This is a genomic window from Streptomyces sp. NPDC002958 (genome assembly GCF_055563255.1).
This window is the reverse complement of sequence record NZ_JBVHDS010000003.1, coordinates 189,231-207,067: the sequence shown is the minus strand read 5'-3', so window position 1 is coordinate 207,067 and position 17,837 is coordinate 189,231. Positions and strand designations below refer to the sequence as shown.

9 protein-coding genes are annotated in these 17,837 nt (G+C 69.1%); 2 read left to right on the top strand and 7 right to left on the bottom strand.

The window, feature by feature from the left end; translation table 11 throughout:
- Nucleotides 1–47: 47 nt before the first annotated feature.
- The 6 genes from pulA to ACZ3IC_RS07245 form a co-directional block, all read right to left on the bottom strand.
- Nucleotides 48–5,357, bottom strand: coding sequence for a pullulanase-type alpha-1,6-glucosidase (gene pulA / locus ACZ3IC_RS07270; protein ID WP_467413485.1), 5,310 nt, complete (start codon nucleotides 5,355–5,357; stop codon nucleotides 48–50).
- Nucleotides 5,358–5,862: 505 nt separating this feature from the next.
- Entirely contained in the window at nucleotides 5,863–6,942 is a 1,080-nt protein-coding gene (locus tag ACZ3IC_RS07265; RefSeq protein ID WP_467413484.1) for a LacI family DNA-binding transcriptional regulator, read from the bottom strand.
- A complete protein-coding gene (locus ACZ3IC_RS07260) occupies nucleotides 6,927–8,603 on the bottom strand; it encodes a glycoside hydrolase family 13 protein (protein WP_467413481.1) in 1,677 nt (558 codons plus the stop codon). The genes ACZ3IC_RS07265 and ACZ3IC_RS07260 overlap by 16 nt, the downstream gene beginning before the upstream one ends.
- A 102-nt stretch (nucleotides 8,604–8,705) precedes the next feature.
- Nucleotides 8,706–9,599, bottom strand: coding sequence for a sugar ABC transporter permease (locus ACZ3IC_RS07255; RefSeq protein ID WP_467413479.1), 894 nt, complete (start codon nucleotides 9,597–9,599; stop codon nucleotides 8,706–8,708).
- A complete protein-coding gene (locus ACZ3IC_RS07250) occupies nucleotides 9,596–10,615 on the bottom strand; it encodes a carbohydrate ABC transporter permease (protein WP_467413478.1) in 1,020 nt (339 codons plus the stop codon). Before ACZ3IC_RS07250 ends, ACZ3IC_RS07255 begins: the two co-directional genes overlap by 4 nt.
- Before the next feature lie 19 nt (nucleotides 10,616–10,634).
- The gene (locus ACZ3IC_RS07245) at nucleotides 10,635–11,909 is read right to left on the bottom strand and encodes an extracellular solute-binding protein (protein WP_467413475.1); all 1,275 of its coding nucleotides are present in this window, start codon (nucleotides 11,907–11,909) and stop codon (nucleotides 10,635–10,637) included.
- Between the two features lie 356 nt (nucleotides 11,910–12,265).
- Between ACZ3IC_RS07245 and ACZ3IC_RS07240 the strand changes: the two genes are divergently transcribed.
- Both ACZ3IC_RS07240 and ACZ3IC_RS07235 read left to right on the top strand, forming a co-directional pair.
- Nucleotides 12,266–13,363: a LacI family DNA-binding transcriptional regulator gene (locus ACZ3IC_RS07240; protein ID WP_467413474.1), complete on the top strand. Its 1,098-nt coding sequence runs from the start codon at nucleotides 12,266–12,268 to the stop codon at nucleotides 13,361–13,363.
- 150 nt (nucleotides 13,364–13,513) lie between these two features.
- A complete protein-coding gene (locus ACZ3IC_RS07235; protein WP_467413472.1) occupies nucleotides 13,514–14,488 on the top strand; it encodes a phosphatase PAP2 family protein in 975 nt (324 codons plus the stop codon).
- 55 nt (nucleotides 14,489–14,543) lie between these two features.
- Here ACZ3IC_RS07235 and ACZ3IC_RS07230 read toward each other — a convergent pair whose 3' ends face one another.
- Nucleotides 14,544–17,534 carry a bifunctional [glutamine synthetase] adenylyltransferase/[glutamine synthetase]-adenylyl-L-tyrosine phosphorylase gene (locus ACZ3IC_RS07230; RefSeq protein WP_467413470.1) on the bottom strand — a complete coding sequence of 997 codons (2,991 nt, stop codon included), beginning with the start codon at nucleotides 17,532–17,534 and terminating at the stop codon, nucleotides 14,544–14,546.
- Nucleotides 17,535–17,837 lie beyond the last annotated feature (303 nt).

Below are 17,837 nucleotides of genomic sequence, written 5' to 3'. Positions count from 1 at the left end.
GCGGGACTCCCCGGCGACTGCTGCCTGTCAGCGTAGTCCTGTACGGCTCAGCTCAGGGAAAACACCGCTGCCGTGCGCCCCGGGACGGTGAAGCTTCCCGAACTCCTCTCGTACGTCGCCTTCTTGACGGTAGGATCCGCGCCCGCAGCCTGGACGGGATGCAGGGCGTACTGCTTCCCCGCCAGCCCGGTGACCCTCTGGATCTCGGTGCCGGGGGTCGCGTTGAGGACGACCACCAGCTTTCCGAGCCGCATGGTGATCACACCCGGTGTCTCGTCCTTCCCGGAGAGCGGGAAGGACAGGGCGGACTGGACCTGCCCGGTGGTGGAGAGGTCGAAGTCCTTCTCCGTGGAGCGGATGGTGAGCAGGTCCTGGTACGCGGCGGACGCGCCGTTGATCTGTGCGCAGCCGGGGCTGAGCGCGGCCACGGTCAGCAGCGGCCTGGCGTAGGACCACTTGGACTCGTTGTCGGCGGCCGGGGGCAGTCCGCGGCCGAAGCCGTTGCCGTCGCGGCAGTCCCAGTGCAGGGCGTTGAACCAGTCGCCGCTGTCGTACGAGTTGCGGTCCAGGGACTTGGAGCGCAGCAGGTCGGTGCCCGCCTGGGAGAGCGAGGGCCCCTGGGAGAGGGTGGCCGTCGCCATCGCCAGGACCTGCATGCGGGCCCGGTCGCTCGCCGATGTGCCCGCCGGGAGCTTGAACGCGAGTGCGTCGTACAACGACTCGTTGTCATGGGCGTCCGCGTAGGCGAGGGCGTCGCCGGGAGCCGCGGCGTATCCGGCGGGGGCGCCGTTGTAGTCGACGCCGGAGCCCTTGACCGTGTTGCCGGACGAGTCGGTGAAGGTGTAGTCGGCGAGGTTGCCGGTGAGGCCGACCTTGATCAGATCCTGGTAGTGGAGCAGCCGGGCCTTCTGCTCGGCCTTCGTGCCATTGGCGGCCGAGGCGTTGGGGTCGGTGTAGAGGCCGGTGGCGAAGCCCTGCACACCCGGATCCTCGTCGAAGGGGCCGCCGCCGCGGACGGCGTCGCGGGACCGGTCGGAGAAGGTGGCGATGCCGGTACCGGCCATGTTCTTCTGGGTGGCCTGGACGAAGCGGGCGTCGTCGGCGATCTCACCGAAGTTCCATCCCTCCCCGTACAGGATGATCTTCTTCCCGTCGACGCCGTCCTTGGCCACGGTCAGCGCGTCGAGCGCCTTGCGGACGGCAAGGATGTTGGCCTTGGGATGGTGGCCCATCAGGTCGAAGCGGAAGCCGTCGACCTTGTACTCCTTGGCCCAGGTGACGACCGAGTCCACGACGAGCTTGCCCATCATGGTGTTCTCGGGTGCGGTGTTGGCGCAGCAGGTGGAGGTGGCGACCATGCCGTCCTCCAGCAGCCGCTGATAGTAGCCGGGCACGATCCGGTCGAGCACGGACTTGTCGTCCTGGCCGGAGGCCACGGTGTGGTTGTAGACGACGTCCATGACGGTCCGCAGACCCGCGCCGTTCAGCCCCTGCACCATCTGACGGAACTCGACGGTCCGCCGCGTGCCGTTCGGGTCGGAGGCGTATGAACCCTCCGGGACGGTGTAGTGCAGCGGGTCGTAGCCCCAATTGAACCCGTCCTGCGCCGCGGCCTTCGCCACGCAGGCCTGCTGCTCCTCGGAGTCGGGGGCGTACACGGACAGATCGCAGGCCGGCTTCTGCTGGCCGGACTTCTTCTCGGGGATGGTGCCGATATCGAAGGCGGGCAGCAGATGGACGTAGCTCGTGCCGGAGTCGGCCAGCTCCTTGAGGTGCTTCATCCCGTCCGAGCGGGTGTCGGTGAAGGCGAGATACTCGCCCGGGTGCTGGGACGTGCGGTCCGCGATCGAGAAGTCGCGGACGTGCAACTCCTGGATCCGGGCGTCACGCATCGGGACGGCGGCGGGCTTCTTCAGCCCGGTCCAGCCCTTCGGCGCGAGGCCCGGGGCGTCGAGGTCGACGACGAGGCTGCGAGCGGAGTCGGTGGTCAGGGCGGTGGAGTACGGGTCCGTGACCTTGTTGGTGACGATCTTCTGGACGGTGGGCGCCCACACCTTCACCACGAAGCGGTACGGCTTGCCGGTCCACTTCGCGGTGCCCGTGACGGACCAGACGCCGGTGCGGTCGTCGCGCCGCATCGGGACGCTCTTGCCATCGAGTTCCAGGGCGACTGTCTGCGCGGTGGGCGCCCAGACGGACAGCGTGGGGCGGCCGTGGTCGAAGACCGGGCCGAGTGAGGCGGTGGCCGCGTTCTTCCCGTAGAGGTCGTCGAGCACACCCGCGCTCTGTACGCCGGTGGCCGCGAGCAGCGCACCGTTGGCGGCGCGCTGGGTGGCGATCAGCTGACCGCGCAGCGCCTCACGCACCCTGTCCCGGTCGCGGACGTCGACGGTGAACGCCGGATGGTCCTTGAGGTGCGGGTACTTCGTCTTCTGCGCGTCGGTCAGCGCGGTCGGCGTGAGCCGCAGCCACCGCCCCTCGTCGGAGAGTGCCCCGTCGACGACGGAGATGCCGCCGGGTGCGTAGACGAGCTGCTGGCTGGTGGCTTCGGTGGCCTCCACCTTCCATACGACGGTGTCGGCGTCGATCCACTGCGCCTCGGCCTTGGTGAGGTCGGGCGTGGGTACGCCGCCGGTCTGCGGCAGCAGATAGCCGGGCGTGCCGCCGAGCATCCAGACCTCGTGCCCGTAGGTGGCGATGTCGAGCGACTGGTCGCTGGGGAGGTCCTTCTCGTCGCCCTTGTGCAGGATGTAGCTGAGCGAGGTCGCGCCGTCGGTGAGCGGCACCTCGAAGGTGGCTCCGGAGGCGTCCTTCTTCACCGGCTGGAGCGGCTTGGCCCAGTCGGTGGGGTCCTTGGCACCGGTCCAGGTGTGCAGCCCCCAGCCGTCGTAGTCGCCGTCGGCCCGGTAGTAGTGCAGTACGGCCTTTGTGGTGTCCTGCGGCGGGTAGGCGCCGGCGGGGGCCTCGTCGGCTTGGCCGTCTTCGCCCTGCTCGATCCAGACCTGTCCGGTCTTCGCGAGGTCTACGGTGCGCTGGGGCCCGTCGGCGGTGCCGGACTTCTCCACGCTGTACGCAACGGTGGACGCGCCTTCGTCGAGCTTGATCCAGGCGAAGGCGCCGTAGGCGTCGCGTCCGATGAAGTCGGCCGTCGTGTCGCCGGACCTGAGCTTCCAGCCGTCGTAGTCGCCGTCGGCGCGCTTGTAGTGGACGACGGCGTGGTCGCGCTCGACCGCGACGGGATTCTCGGCGGCGGGTGCCCGGCCCACGGTGGACGAGGCGGTGGCACTCGCGGTGCGGCCGGTGCGGTCGACGACAACCGCCTTGTACCGCAGGGGCGTTCCGGCGGTCACCGTGTCGCCCACGGTCTGGGTGACCTTGTACGGGGCGTGGTCGGCGGAGCCGAGGGTGACCCACTTGCCGTTGCCGGTCTGGGCGGCGAAGACGACCCGGTTCAGCTGTCCGCCGTCGACGTCCGCGGAGATCTCGACGGTACCGGTGGCTCCGGCTGCCGGGGCCTTGAGGGTGATCGAGGGCTTGGCGGCCGGGTCGCCCAGCGCCTTCTCGGCGCGCAGCACGATGCTGGAGAGGGCGGGCACGGTGACGGTGATCTTCTTGTCGGCGCCGCTGCGGACCGTACCGGAACCGCCGTACAGCGTATGGAAGTTCATGCCGGACGATGCCGTGGGCAGCTCGACCGTCCTCGACGTGGTGCCGTTGTTGGTGGCGACGACGTACTCGTTCGACCGCTTGGGTTCCGTCCGCGAGAAGGCGTAGACGGATCCATCCGCGTACCGCTCCGCCTGGACGCCGTCACGCAGCGCCGGGTTCTGCTTGGTCAGCTTGGCGAGCGCGGCGATGTTCCGGTACAGCGGGTGGCCGGTGTCGTAGGCATCCGAGGCATGCGTACGGTCGGTGCCCACCTGGTCGTCGTCGAGGTAGTCGGCGGTCTTCGAGGCGAACATGGTCTGGCGGGCGTCCTTGTCGCCGCCCGCGCCGGTGAATCCCTGCTCGTCGCCGTAGTAGACGACGGGGTTGCCGCGGCTGAGGAACATCAGCTCGTTGGCGAGCTGTGCACGCTTGACGAGTTCGGCGTCATCGGCCTTCGGGTTGTCCTGCTTCAGGAACGAGCCGATGCGTCCCATGTCGTGGTTGCCGAGGAAGGTGACCTGCTCGTAGGCGTTGGCCTTGTCGGTGGTGTACCGGTAGTCGTCACCGAAGACGGCGGCGGGTTTCGAGGCCGGGGCGCCCTGCGAGGCGTACTGGCGTGCCGCTTCCTGGAACGGGAAGTCGAGCGTCGAGTCGAGCCGCCCCCGGGTGACGTAGGGCGAGGTGATGGCGGTGTCGGCGGAGTAGACCTCGCCGAACATGAAGAAGTCCTCGCGCCCGTGCTGGGCGGCGTAGGCGTCCAGCGCCGTCGCCCACTGGGTCCAGAAGTCCAGGTCGACGTGTTTGACGGTGTCGATCCGGAAGCCGTCGATATCGAAGTCCCGGACCCACTTCTCGTAGATCTTCTCCATGCCGGAGACGACCTCGGGCCGCTCGGTCCACAGATCGTCGAGCCCGGAGAAGTCGCCGTACGTGGTGGACTCGCCTGCGTAGGTCGAGTCGCCGCGGTTGTGGTACATCGTCGGGTCGTTGAGCCAGGACGGGACCTTGTCCCCGGTGTTCTCGGGTGTGTACGGGAAGGAGTCCGCGTCGGCCTTCGCCAGGCTTTTGCTGTCGTCGAACGGGCGGCCGTCCTTGTCCAGGTACGGGTAGGCACCCTTGGGCCGGTAGCCGTAGGTTTTCTCGGCGTAGTCGACAGTGTCCGCGGTGTGGTTGGTGATGACGTCGAAGAAGACCTTCATGCCCTTGCCATGGGCCTTGTCGATCAGTTTCGACAGGTCGGCGTTGGTGCCGAAGTGCGGGTCGACCTGGGTGAAGTCGTTGATCCAGTAGCCGTGGTAGCCGGCCGATGCGTCCTTGCCGGTGCCCTGGACGGGGCGGTTCTTGAAGATCGGGGCGAGCCAGATGGCGGTGGTGCCGAGGCCCTTGATGTAGTCGAGCCGTTCGGTCAGGCCCTTGAGGTCGCCGCCCTGGTAGAAGCCCTTGTCCGTGGGGTCGTATCCGGTCTCCAGGCGCGAACCGGTCAGTCTGCCACGATTGTTGGAGGTGTCGCCGTCGGCGAACCTGTCGGGCATGACGAAGTAGAACTGCTCACGCGTCAGATCGTGACGGGCCGGCTCGGCGGCCAGCCGGGCGTCCGAGGGCGGGCCCGGGGGTCTCGGCGCGGCGGACGCGGATGCCGCCGGTACGACGGGGAGGAGCGCGGCGCAGAGTGCGGCTACGGCTCCCCGTCGGAGAGGGGAACGGGACACGGGCGGGGTCTCCTTGTGTGCGGGGTGGGGTTCTCGGGGCGGGCGGACTTGTCGGGTGGCGGCGCGGACTCGGGGGCCCACCAGGACGTCTCCTCGGACAACGCGGACTCGTCCGACACCGCGGGCAAGACGTCCTCCTACTACGTCGCCCTGCGGGGAACGCCCTGGTACGCCCCCGCCCTCCGGTCGCCGCACACCGCGGGGCGGGACACCCACGTAGGCGCGGCGGTGCGCCGGGTGACGGTGCAGCCTCACGTGGCAACGCGCCCTGCCCTCAAGGCTCCTGAAGGTTCTTGCTGCAAGAATGCAAAACTTGCCGCGGGGAGACCGTACGAGTCCGTCAGGTTCCGGTCAACCCTTCGGGCACCGCCCGCTCACATCGGCGAAATGCTGCAGCTTTCTTCCTGCAAGGACGTACGCAACGCATTGCAGCACTGTTACGTTTCTCCCGAGTCCGGTCGCCTCACGCGCCCGGCCGGCCGGGCCGGTCACGGATAACCAGCCCTCACGCCCCCGGCCGCGCCCGCCCCGTACCCGGGGGACCGCCGGCCCCCTCGTGACGCCGGGCCGTCGACCCCCGTACCACCAGCTCCGGCTGGAACACGTACTCCGTTCGCTGCACCGGGGTGCCGCCGATCTCCTCCAGCAGCGCGCCCACCGCCGCCGTCGCCATCGCCTGGACCGGCTGGCGGACCGTGGTCAGCGGCGGGTCGGTGAACGCGATCAGCGGCGAGTCGTCGAAGCCGACCACCGACACGTCCCGCGGCACGTCGAGACCGCGCTCGCGTGCCGCGCGGACCACGCCGAGGGCCATCATGTCGCTGCCGCAGACGATGCCGGTGCAACTGGCGTCCAGCAGCTCAGCGGCGGCCGCGTGGCCGCCCTCGACGCTGAAGATGGTGTGGCGCACGAGACGGTCGGCGTCCGGGCCGGCTGCGTCGAGGAACCCCTCCGTCTTGCGGCGCGAGGGGACGTAGCGCAGCGGGCCGACCGCGAGGCCGATGCGCTCATGGCCGAGGTCGGCGAGATGGCGTACGGCGATGCGCATCGCCATCTGGTCGTCGGGCGAGACGAAGGGCGCATCGATGCGCTCGTTGTAGCCGTTGACGAGGACGAAAGGGACCCCGCGCGCAGCGAGGCGGTCGTAGCGCGCGGGGTCGGCTGTGGTGTCGGCATGGAGGCCGGAGAGGAACACGATGCCGCTGACGCCGGTCTCCTCCAGTTGCTCGACGAGTTCGTCCTCGGTGGCGCCGCCGGGTGTCTGGGTGCAGAGCACCGGGGTGTAGCCGTGCCCGGCCAGTACCTGTTCGACGGACTGCGCGAAGGCCGGGAAGATCGGGTTGGTGAGCTCGGGTGTCACCAGTCCGATCAGCCCGGCACTGCGCTCCCGCAGCCGTACGGGACGTTCGTAACCCAGGATGTCCAGCGCCGCGAGCACCCGCTGACGCGTGGTGTCCGCGACGCCCGGTTTCCCGTTGAGCACCCGGCTGACGGTCGCCTCGCTGACCGCTGCCTGGCCGGCGATGTCCGAGAGTCTCGGCGCACCGCCGGTCCTGGACACGGGGACCGTCACACCGTCCACCACACCGTGGTGTCCGCGGGCAGGTCGATCTCGGCGCCGTCGGTGACGACCGGGGTGCTGGACAGCAGGACGGTCCCGCTTACGGGGATGCGCACCGGACGGCCCGTCGTGTTGACGGTGCATACGAAGCCGGGGCGGGCGAGGATCAGCAGTCCCTCGGGGGCCTGGAGCCACTCCACCGCGGTGCCGGCGCCGAGCCCCGGGTGCACCCGGCGGGCGGCGATCGCGGCCCGGTACAGCTCGAGCGTGGAGCCCGCGTCGCCGGTCTGCGCTTCGACGCTCAGCCCGCCCCAGCTGTCGGGCTGGGGCAGCCAGCTGCCGCCGCTGCCGAAGCCGTACGAGCTGCCGTCACGGGTCCACGGAATCGGCACCCGGCAGCCGTCGCGGAAGCCGTCCTGGCCGTCCGCCCGGAAGAACGACGGGTCCTGGCGGGCCTCGTCGGGCAGGTCGGTGACGTCGGGCAGGCCGAGCTCCTCCCCCTGGTAGATGTATGCGGAGCCGGGCAGCGCCAGCATCAGCAGGGTGGCGGCGCGGGCCCGGCGCAGGCCCAGCTCGCGGTCGCCGGCCGTGCGGATCTGGGTGCCGAGGCCGGCCGGGTTGGCGAACCGGGTGGTGTGCCGGGTCACGTCGTGGTTGGAGAGCACCCAGGTGGTGGGGGCGCCGACCGGACGCATCGCGTCGAGCGAGGTGTCGATGACCTTGCGCAGTTCGGCGGCGTCCCAGGCGGTGGACAGGTACTGGAAGTTGAACGCCTGGTGCATCTCGTCGGGGCGCACGTAGTTGGCGGTGCGCTCGACGGTCGGGGTCCAGGCCTCGGCGACGGCGATGCGGTCGCCGGGGTACTCGTCGAGGATGGTGCGCCAGGAGCGGTAGATCTCGTGGACCCCGTCCTGGTCGAAGAACGGCATGACGTCGTTGCCGAGCAGCTTGAGCTGGTCGTGCGCGCCGAGGTCGGGCAGGCCCTCGGCCTTGACGAGGCCGTGGGCGACGTCGACCCGGAAGCCGTCGACGCCCATGTCGAGCCAGAAGCGCAGGATCGAGCGGAACTCGTCGGCGACGGCCGGGTGTTCCCAATTGAAGTCGGGCTGCTCGGGCGCGAAGAGGTGGAGGTACCAGTCGCCGGGGGTGCCGTCCGGGTCGGTGGTCCGGGTCCAGGCCGGGCCGCCGAAGATGGACTCCCAGTCGTTGGGCGGGAGTTCGCCGTCCGCGCCCTTGCCGGGGCGGAAGTGGTAGCGCTCGCGCAGTGCGGAGCCGGGGCCCTCGGCGCGGGCGCGCTTGAACCACTCGTGCTGGTCGGAGGAGTGGTTGGGCACCAGGTCCACGATGATCCGCAGGCCCAGGTCGTGGGCGTCCCGGATCAGCGCGTCGGCGTCCAGCAAGGTGCCGAACATCGGGTCGATGGCGCGGTAGTCGGCGACGTCGTAGCCCGCGTCGGCCTGCGGGGAAGCGTAGAACGGGCTGAGCCAGACCGCGTCCACACCGAGGTCCTTGAGATACGGGAGTCTGCCGCGTACGCCTGCGAGGTCTCCCATGCCGTCGCCGTTGCCGTCGGCGAAACTCCGTGGATAGACCTGGTAGATCACCGCGTCCTGCCACCAGCCGGTCTGGTGGGCCGGAGCGTCGCCGGACGTGCCGGTGGAGGCGGCAACGAGGTGCTGGGTCATGTCATCCCTGGGGTGTCTGGGTGGGGAGCGTCGCCGGGACCGCGTCGGGATTCCGGCGTCGCCGTGACTTGGTGCGTGCGGGTCGAGACGGGGCATGCCGCGTCAGCCCTTGACGGCTCCGGCGGACATGCCGGTGACCAGGTGGCGCTGAGCGAAGAGGAAGACCAGGGCCGCGGGTATCGCGATGAGCACGGACGCGGCGGTCATCGGCCCCCACTGGGCTCCGTACTGGTTGACGAAGAGCTGCAGTCCGCCCGCGAGGGTGAGGTTGTCCTCGCCGACCATGAAGGCCGAGGCGTACGCCACTTCGCCCCACGCGGTGATGAAGGAGTAGAACGCTGTGACGGCGAGGCCGGGCTTGGCGAGCGGCAGGACGAGCCGCCAGAACGTGCCGAACGGGGTGAGGCCGTCGACCTGCCCGGACTCGTCGATCTCGCGCGGGATGGTGTCGAAGAAGCCCTTCATCATCCAGGCGCAGAACGGCACCGAGATGGTGAGGTAGGTGATGACGAGGCCGGCGGGCTGATTCAGCAGCCCCATGCCGGCCATGATGTTGTAGATCGGCACGATGAGGACGGCGACCGGGAACATCTGGGTGATCAGCAGCGTCCACATCAGCCCGCGCTTGCCGGGGAAGCGGAAGCGGCTGACGGCGTAGCCGGTGGAGGCGGAGATGATGACGCCGAGGAGCGTGGTGAGCCCCGCGACGAGCAGGGAGTTGCCGAACCAGGTGAGGAACTTCGTGTCCCGGATCAGGTTCGTGTAGTTCTCGAATGTCGTCTCTTTGAAGAAGTCCGTGGTGGTCGCGTACGCGGCGGGCTTCAGCGAGGTGAGCAGGACCCACAGCACGGGGAAGACAGCGATCACGGACGCGACGATGAGCGTGAGGTGCAGCCCGACGGAGGCGATCGGCGAACGCTCGCCGCGCAGCCGGACCTTGCGCGCAGAGTGCCGTGCGGAGATCGCCGGGGCGGTGGTTGCGGGGGCGGTGGTCACCAGTCGTCTCCCTGGGTGCGCAGGACTCGCCGGTACACGGCGGCGAAGATCAGCAGGAGTACGAGGATCAGCACGCCCCAGGTGGAGGACTGTGCGAAGTCGCGCGGGCTGATCTCGAAGGAGAACTTGTACGCCTGGGTGACCAGGATCTGGGTGGCTTCACCGGGTCCGCCGCGAGTCAGCAGGAAGATCACCGGGAACATGTTGAAGGTCCAGATGGTGGAGAGCAGGATCACCGTGGTGGAGACCGGCCGCAGTCCGGGCAGCGTGATGTGGCGGAACCGCTGCCAGGCGGTGGCGCCGTCCATCTCAGCGGCCTCGTAGTGCTCGCTGGGGATCGACTGCAGTCCGCCGAGCAGGGCGACCATCATGAACGGCACACCGAGCCAGACGTTGACGGCGATGACGGAGAACTTCGCCCAGGTGGGGTCGTTCAGCCACGGTATGCCGTCGATTCCGCCGCCGGAAAGGATCTTGTTGAGCAGCCCGCGGTCCTCGTTGTAGAGAAAGCGCCAGGCGAAGACGGAGACGAAGCCGGGAATGGCCCAGGGCAGGATGAGCGCCATCCGGTAGGCGGAGCGTCCGGCGATACGGCGGTTGAGGATGTTGGCGAGGGCCATGCCGAGACAGAAGGTGATGGCCACACAGGAGACCGTCCACACCAGGGTCCACCCGAGCGTGCCGAGGAACTGATGGCCCGTGAGGGCGTCGGCGTAGTTGTCCAGGCCCACGAACTCGTACGTGGCGGGCATGTGGTTGACACCGATGGACCGCTCGACGTTGCGCTCATTGGCATCGGTCAACGACAGGTAGATGCCGCGGACCAGCGGGTAGCCGATGATCACGCCGATCACGACGACGACCGGGGCGACCATGGTCCAGGCGTACCAGTGGGTCGACAGAGCCCGTTGGAGCCTGCCCGGCGGCGGCGGGGGGTTGCCAGTGCCGCGGCTCCGGCCGCGGGCGACGTCGTCGCCCGCGGCCTTCGCCACCGACTGGCTGGTGTGGACAGCCATCAGCCGGCCTGCCTTCCTGTTACTTCCAGCCCTTGAGAAGCTTGCGGTAGGAGTCGCCGGTCGTCTTGACGGCCTTCTCCGGCGTGGTCTGGTCAGTGAGGACCTTGGTGTACTCGGTGACGAGCGGCGCGAAGAGGCTGCCGGTCTCCGGGATCCAGGGGCGCTCGACGGCGGTCTCGACGACGGGCTTGAAGAAGCCGACGATCTCGTTGTCGACGACGTCCTGCTTGGCGTAGGCGGAGGTACGGGTCGGCAGGAGGCTCAGTTCCTTGGTGACCTTGGCCTGGGTGTCCGCGGACGTCATGTAGTCGACGAACGCGTAGGAGGCGTCGAGGTTCTTCGAGCCCGCGTAGACGGCCAGGTTGTGACCGCCCTGCGGGGCACCCTGCGCGGCGGAGCCGGCCGGGACCGGGGCGATGCCCAGGTTGGCCTTGTCCTTGAACTCCTTGCCGGCGTAGGTGTCGGCGACGGCCCACGGGCCGTTGATCATCATGGCGACCTTGCCGTCCTTGAAGGACGCCTGCATGTTCTCCCAGCCGTCCGTGGCGTCGGTCTTGGCTGCTCCGGAGTCGACGAGGTCCTTGACGACCTTCATCGCCTTGACGCCGTCGGGGTTGTCGATGGTGACGGATTTGGTGGAGGCGTCGACCATGTCGCCGCCCTCGCCATAGAGGAAGGAGAGGAACCAGTACGCGTCGTCGCCGCGCAGGTACATGCCGGTCTTGCCGGTCTTGTCCTTGATCTTCTTGGAGACGGCCTTCAGCTCGTCGATGGTCGTGGGGACCTCGACACCGGCCTCCTTGAAGATCTTCTTGTTGTAGAAGATGCCCATGGAGTCGATGACCTGCGGCACCGCGTACGTCTTGCCTTTGTACTCGGTGGACGCGGCGGCCTGCTTCAGGAAGTCTTCCGGCCTCTTCAGCGCGGAGGTGTCGTCGAGCGGGGCGAGGTAGCCGAGGTCCGCGAACTCGGGGGTCCAGGCGACCTCGGAGCGGATGACGTCGGGGGCGTCGGAGCCGGACTGGGCCGCGTTCTTGAACTTGTTCTGCGCCTCACCGAAGGGCACGTTGACGTACTTGATGCGCACCTTCGGGTGCTGCTTGGTGAAGTCCTCAGCGATCTTCTTGAAGACCTTGTCCTCGCTGCCCGCGGTGGAGGTGTCCCACCACGTCACCGTGCCGGAGAGCTCGCCCGAGCTCTTGCTCGTGCCGTCGGACTCGCTGTCGCTGCCGCAGGCGGTCGCCGCAAGCGCCAGGGCCGCGGCCAGGGCGGTGGCCGTTATGCCACGTCGCATCTGAACTCCTTCAACTGCCGTACCGCTCCGTCGCGGCGCCGGGTCGACGTGAACGTAACAAGGATGAAAGAACGCCGAAAGAGCTTGCGGAAGATTTCTGCAAGCTTCGGCGATCGTTACATTCGCGTGTCCTCACGGTTGCCGTCAAGCCTCTTGACGTAAGCCATCGATCCCTGACAGTGGCAGGCGACAGCCCTCGATTTCGCGGTGCGACAATCTGACTGCGGTTCGCAAAGCGGGCCCGCAAGACCTTGCAAGACGTTGCTGCGACGCCGCCCAGGACCACCGCACAGGGCCGGTCGTCCGATTCCCGCGGATGGTGGCAATCCGACATACGCCCGGTACAGTCCACTTTCATGACCGCACGGCTTGCCGATATCGCAACTCAGGCGGGGGTCAGCGAAGCGACGGTCAGCCGTGTCCTGAACGGCAAGCCCGGCGTTGCAGCGGCCACCCGTGAATCCGTTCTCGCCGCACTCGACGTTCTCGGCTACGAACGGCCCGTACGGCTTCGCAGGCGCAGCGCGGGACTGGTCGGGCTGATCACGCCCGAGCTGGAGAACCCCATCTTTCCGGCGCTGGCCCAAGTCATCGGCCAGGCTCTGACCCGGCAGGGCTACACCCCGGTACTGGCGACCCAGACCCCTGGCGGCTCCACCGAGGACGAGTTGACCGAGATGCTGGTCGACCGCGGCGTCTCGGGCATCATCTTCGTCTCCGGACTGCACGCCGACACTTCGGCCGATATGCAGCGATATGAGCAACTGCGCGCCCAAGGCGTTCCGTTCGTCCTGGTCAACGGCTTCTCGCCCAAGGTGCAGGCGCCGTTCATCTCGCCGGACGACCGGGCCGCGATGCGGCTCGCCGTGACGCACCTCGTGTCGCTGGGGCATCAGCGGATCGGCCTGGCGGTCGGGCCCAAGCGGTTCGTTCCGGTCCTGCGCAAGATCGAGGGCTTCCGCTCCACTGTGCAGGAGCAGTTGAACCTCGCCCCGGACGAGGTGGAGGAGCTGATCCAGCATTCGCTGTTCACCCTGGAGGGCGGGCAGGCCGCCGCATCGGCGCTGATGGAACGGGGCTGTACGGCGGTGGTGTGCGCGAGCGACATGATGGCGCTCGGCGCGATCAGGGCCGCCCGCCGACTGTCGATGGAGGTGCCGCGCGATCTGTCGGTGGTCGGTTACGACGATTCGCCGCTCATAGCGTTCACCGATCCGCCGCTGACCACGATCCGTCAGCCGGTCACGGCGATGGGCCAGGCCGCCGTGCGTACCCTCCTCGAGGAGATCGGCGGCACACCCGCTCCGCACAGCGAGTTCGTCTTCATGCCCGAGCTGGTCGTTCGCGGTTCAACGGCCGCAGGTCCCGGGCCCGCCCCGGCCTCCGGTTCCGAAACCGGACCCGGAACCGGAACCGGAACCGGAACCGTTCCAGGATCGCACGCCCGCTCCTAGCACGCAGTCCCAGCGGGTGGTCCCGGTCCCAGCGGGTGGTCCCGGTCCCAGCGGGCAGTCCCAGCAGGCGCTCCCAGCAGGCAGATGTGCAGCCCGAACCCGGCCGGAGGTGATCGGGCGAGGGGAACATTTCTGGCAGACTCTGTGCCTATGGGTGAATTGAGCGTGACGTCACACGAAGGCCGGTCGGAGGCCACCCCGTCACCCATCGTGGACGAGGCGGCCCTCGCGGCGAACGCGAAGCGCAACCCAGGGCGGCGCAACGGCGGCCCGGTGAGACTGCGTTCGCTGCGGTCCCCTCGCCGGCCACGCATCTGGTTCGAAATCCTGCTGATTGCAGCCAGTTACTGGATGTACTCGCTGGTACGCAACGCCGTCCCCGAGCAGAAGGCCGAGGCCCTGCGCAATGCCGACTGGATCTGGTCGGTCGAGACACATCTGGGCATCGCCGTGGAACGGACGGTCAACCATGCGGTGAATTCCGTGACATGGCTGATCGTGTCGATGAACTACTACTACGCGACGCTGCACTTCGTCGTCACCGTCTGTGTGCTGGTGTGGCTGTTCCACCGTCACCCCGGCCGTTATGCGGCAACCCGTCTGTCCCTGTTCGCCACCACAGCAGTGGCGTTGCTCGGTTACTACCTGTTTCCGCTGGCACCGCCACGCCTGATGTACGGCGGCCACTTCATCGACACCGTCATGGTCCATCAGACCTGGGGTTCGATGGCTTCGGGCAACTTCAAGAACATGTCGAACCAGTACGCGGCGATGCCCTCGATGCACATCGGCTGGTCGCTCTGGTGCGGACTGACCTTCTTCGCGCTGGCCTCCGCCCCCTGGGCCCGCGTCCTGGGCCTGCTCTACCCGGCGGTCACGCTGCTCGTGATCGTGTCGACCGCCAACCACTTCTGGCTGGACGCACTGGGCGGCATGATGTGTCTGGCCTTCGGTTATGCGGTCTCGTACGCCTGGTACGGCTCACTGCCGCACCACCTCCCGAAGCGGGTGCCGCTGCCGCGGGGGAGGCCCCGGCCGACCTGCCCGTCCATGGGCGCGCCGATCCGGACGCAGCGCCCGGCGGCGGACGCGCCGGCACGCAGCTCAAGCCGGTCCGGCGTTTGAGGACCGGGGCCCCGGGGCCGGAGCCCCGAGAAAGGCCCACGCCTCAGCGGGCTTTTCACGCCCCGTAGAACCGCTCCTCCACCACCGCCCGCGCCCGCCGGGTAATCCGCCGGTAGTCGTCCAACATGTCCCCGACGTGCCCCGGCTCGTACCCCAGGTACCGTCCCACCGCAGTGAGTTCACGCGGCCCCGACGGAAACGTGTCGCTCGGCCGCCCCCGTACCAGCATCACCGCGTTACGGACCCGGGTCGCCAGCACCCACGCCTCGTCCAGCGTCTGCGCGTCCTCGCTCGAAATCAGCTCCGCCGCACACGCCGCGGCGAGCGCCTCACGCGTGCGCGTCGTCCGCAGCCCCGGTTCCGCCCAGCCGTGCTGCATCTGCATCAGCTGGACCGTCCACTCGACATCGCTCAGCCCGCCGCGCCCCAGCTTGGCGTGGAGCGTCGGGTCCGCGCCGCGCGGCAGCCGTTCGGACTCCATCCGGGCCTTCAGGCGGCGGATCTCGCGGACCGCGTCCTCCCCGAGGCCCTCCATCGGGTAGCGCAGTGGATCGATCAACTCGATGAAGTCACGGCCGAGTTCCTCATCACCGGCCACCGGCTCGGCACGCAGCAGTGCCTGGCTCTCCCAGACCAGCGACCAGCGCCGGTAGTAGGCCGCGTACGAATTGAGCGTACGAACCAGCGGCCCGCTCTTGCCCTCCGGCCGCAGATCCGCGTCGATGATCAACGGCGGGTCGGCGGTGGGCAGTTGCAACAGTCTGCGCATCTCGGAGACCACCGCGTTCGCTGCCCGCCCCGCCTCGTGCTCGTCGACGCCCTCGCGCGGTGAGTGGACGAACAGCACATCGGCGTCGGAGCCGTATCCGAGCTCGTGTCCGCCGAAACGGCCCACGCCGATGACCGCGAACCGAGTGGGGAGGGTGTCCCCCCACTGCTCGCGTACGGCGGCGCGCAGAGCACCCGCGATCGTGACGGCGTTCAGATCGGTGATCGCGTTGCCGACCCGGTCGACGAGGTTCCCGGGGTCCTCCTCGGCGGGGCTCTCCTCCGTACCGTACGAGCTGATGAGGTCCGCGGCCGTGGTCCGGAACAGCTCGCGCCGGCGCACCGCGCGAACCACGGCGACGGCGGATTCGGCGCCTTCCGCACGCCCCACCGCGGCCAGCACCTCCTGTTCCAGGTGCTCCCGGCTGCGCGGCTTCAGCCCTTGCGGATCGCCGAGGATCGCCACCGCCTCGGGAGCACGGAGCAGCAGGTCGGGGGCGAGCCGGCCCGCCGAGAGGACCCGGGCGAGATTCTCCGCGGCCGCGCCCTCGTCGCGCAGCAGCCGCAGGTACCAGGGGGTCTTGCCGAGTGCGTCGGACACCTTGCGGAAGCCGAGCAGCCCGGCGTCCGGGTCGGCGGAGTCCGCGAACCAGCCGAGCAGCACCGGCAACAGGGTGCGCTGGATGGCGGCCTTGCGGGACACCCCAGAGGACAGCGCCTCCAGGTGCCGGAGCGCGGCGGCCGGGTCGGCGTATCCGAGGGCTTCGAGCCGGTGCTCGGCCGCCTTCGCGCTGAGCCGGGACTCGCCGGGCGCGAGCTGGGCGACGGCGTCGAGCAGCGGCCGGTAGAACAGCTTCTCGTGCAGCCGCCGCACGACGGAGGCGTGCCGCTTCCACGCCTGGTTGAGCTCGGTGATCGGGTCCGTACGCATCCCGAGGGAGCGCCCGAGCCGCCGCAGATCCGGCTCGTCCTCCGGGACCAGATGGGTGCGGCGCAGCCGGTAGAGCTGGATGCGGTGCTCCATGGCGCGCAGGAAGCGGTACGCGTCGTCGAGCTGCGCGGAGTCCACCCGCCCCACGTAGCCGCCCGCGGCGAGTGCCCGCAGGGCCTCCAGGGTGGAGCCGCTGCGCAGGGTGGCGTCGCTGCGGCCGTGCACCAGTTGGAGCAGCTGTACGGCGAATTCGACGTCCCGCAGCCCACCGGGACCGAGCTTGATCTCGCGGTCGACGCGGTCGGCGGGGATGTTGTCGACGACGCGGCGGCGCATCTTCTGTACGTCTGCGACGAAGTTCTCGCGTTCCGAGGCCTGCCATACGAGTGGGGATACCGCCTCGACGTACTCCTCGCCCAGTTCGGGGTCGCCTGCCACCGGCCGGGCCTTGAGGAGCGCCTGGAACTCCCAGGTCTTGGCCCAGCGCTGGTAGTACGCGAGGTGCGAGGACAGCGTCCGTACGAGGGGTCCGTTGCGGCCTTCGGGGCGGAGGTTGGCGTCGACGGGCCAGATGGTGCCCTCGACGGTCGTGTCGGAGCAGATCCGCATCATGTGCGCGGCCAGTCGGGTGGCGGCCTGCACGGCACCGCTCTCCTCGTAGCCGTCGACCGGTTCCGCGACGAAGATGACGTCGACGTCGGAGACGTAGTTCAGCTCGTGCCCACCGCACTTGCCCATCGCGATGACGGCGAGCCGGCACTGGGCGGCGTCGGCGGGTGCGGCCGTACGGGCGATGGCGAGCGCCGCCCGCAGGGTCGCCGTGGCCAGATCGGCCAGTTCGGCGGCGGCCTCGGCGACATCCGTCGTACCGCACACATCGCGGGCCGCTATGGCCAGCAGGCACCGTCGGTAGGAGACGCGCAGCGAGTCGGGGTCGTCGGCCCCGGCGAGCCCCTGCTCGAATTCGGCCACCCCGGGGTGCAGATCGGTGGACTCGTAGGTGACGAGCGCCTGCCAGTCGCGGGGGTGGCGGGCCAGATGGTCGCCGAGCGCCTCGGACGCCCCGAGCACCCCGAGCAGCCGGTCCCTCAGCGGTTTGGCGGTGACGAGCGTGTCCAGCAGGATCTGCCGCTCGTCCGCCTCCTCCGCCTCCACCAGCCGAACGAGCCCGCGCAGGGCCAGATCGGGGTCGGCGGTGGCCCCGAGGGCTTTGAGAAGCACCGGATCGGAGCGTACGGACGACAGCTCGGGCAGATCGAGGAGCTGCTCGGCGGCAGAGGGGTCGGTGAAGCCGTGCCGCAGCAGTCGGGTGAACGTACTGCTCCTGCGCCCCAGCACCGTCATCATTCCGTGCTCTCCTGCTCGCCGCCCACACACATTCCAGCATTCCGAGCCTAGCCCCGCGCCGATCGATTCGGAGCGGGTGCGCGGCCCGCACGTCGCGGGCACGATCGTTCCCAGGACCCGACCGGCAGGCCCGCATGTCCGGATTCGAACCGTTCTCAGAGCTGAATGTCCAGTGCAGCCACGAGAGCGCGACGGCCCGCCCGTGGTCGGCAGCGAGGGGCCTGCTGACCAGGGCGGAGCTGTACTGGCTGAGCACGGTCCGCCCGGACGGCCGCTCCGACGGGCCTCGGCCGCCGGCCCGTT

Coding starts and splice junctions, on each gene's coding strand:
- ACZ3IC_RS07260 (WP_467413481.1), bottom strand. CDS start 8,603: ATGACCCAGCACCTCGTTGCCGCCTCCACCGGCACGTCCGGCGACGCT.
- ACZ3IC_RS07250 (WP_467413478.1), bottom strand. CDS start 10,615: ATGGCTGTCCACACCAGCCAGTCGGTGGCGAAGGCCGCGGGCGACGAC.
- ACZ3IC_RS07235 (WP_467413472.1), top strand. CDS start 13,514: ATGGGTGAATTGAGCGTGACGTCACACGAAGGCCGGTCGGAGGCCACC.
- ACZ3IC_RS07240 (WP_467413474.1), top strand. CDS start 12,266: ATGACCGCACGGCTTGCCGATATCGCAACTCAGGCGGGGGTCAGCGAA.
- ACZ3IC_RS07230 (WP_467413470.1), bottom strand. CDS start 17,534: ATGATGACGGTGCTGGGGCGCAGGAGCAGTACGTTCACCCGACTGCTG.
- ACZ3IC_RS07245 (WP_467413475.1), bottom strand. CDS start 11,909: ATGCGACGTGGCATAACGGCCACCGCCCTGGCCGCGGCCCTGGCGCTT.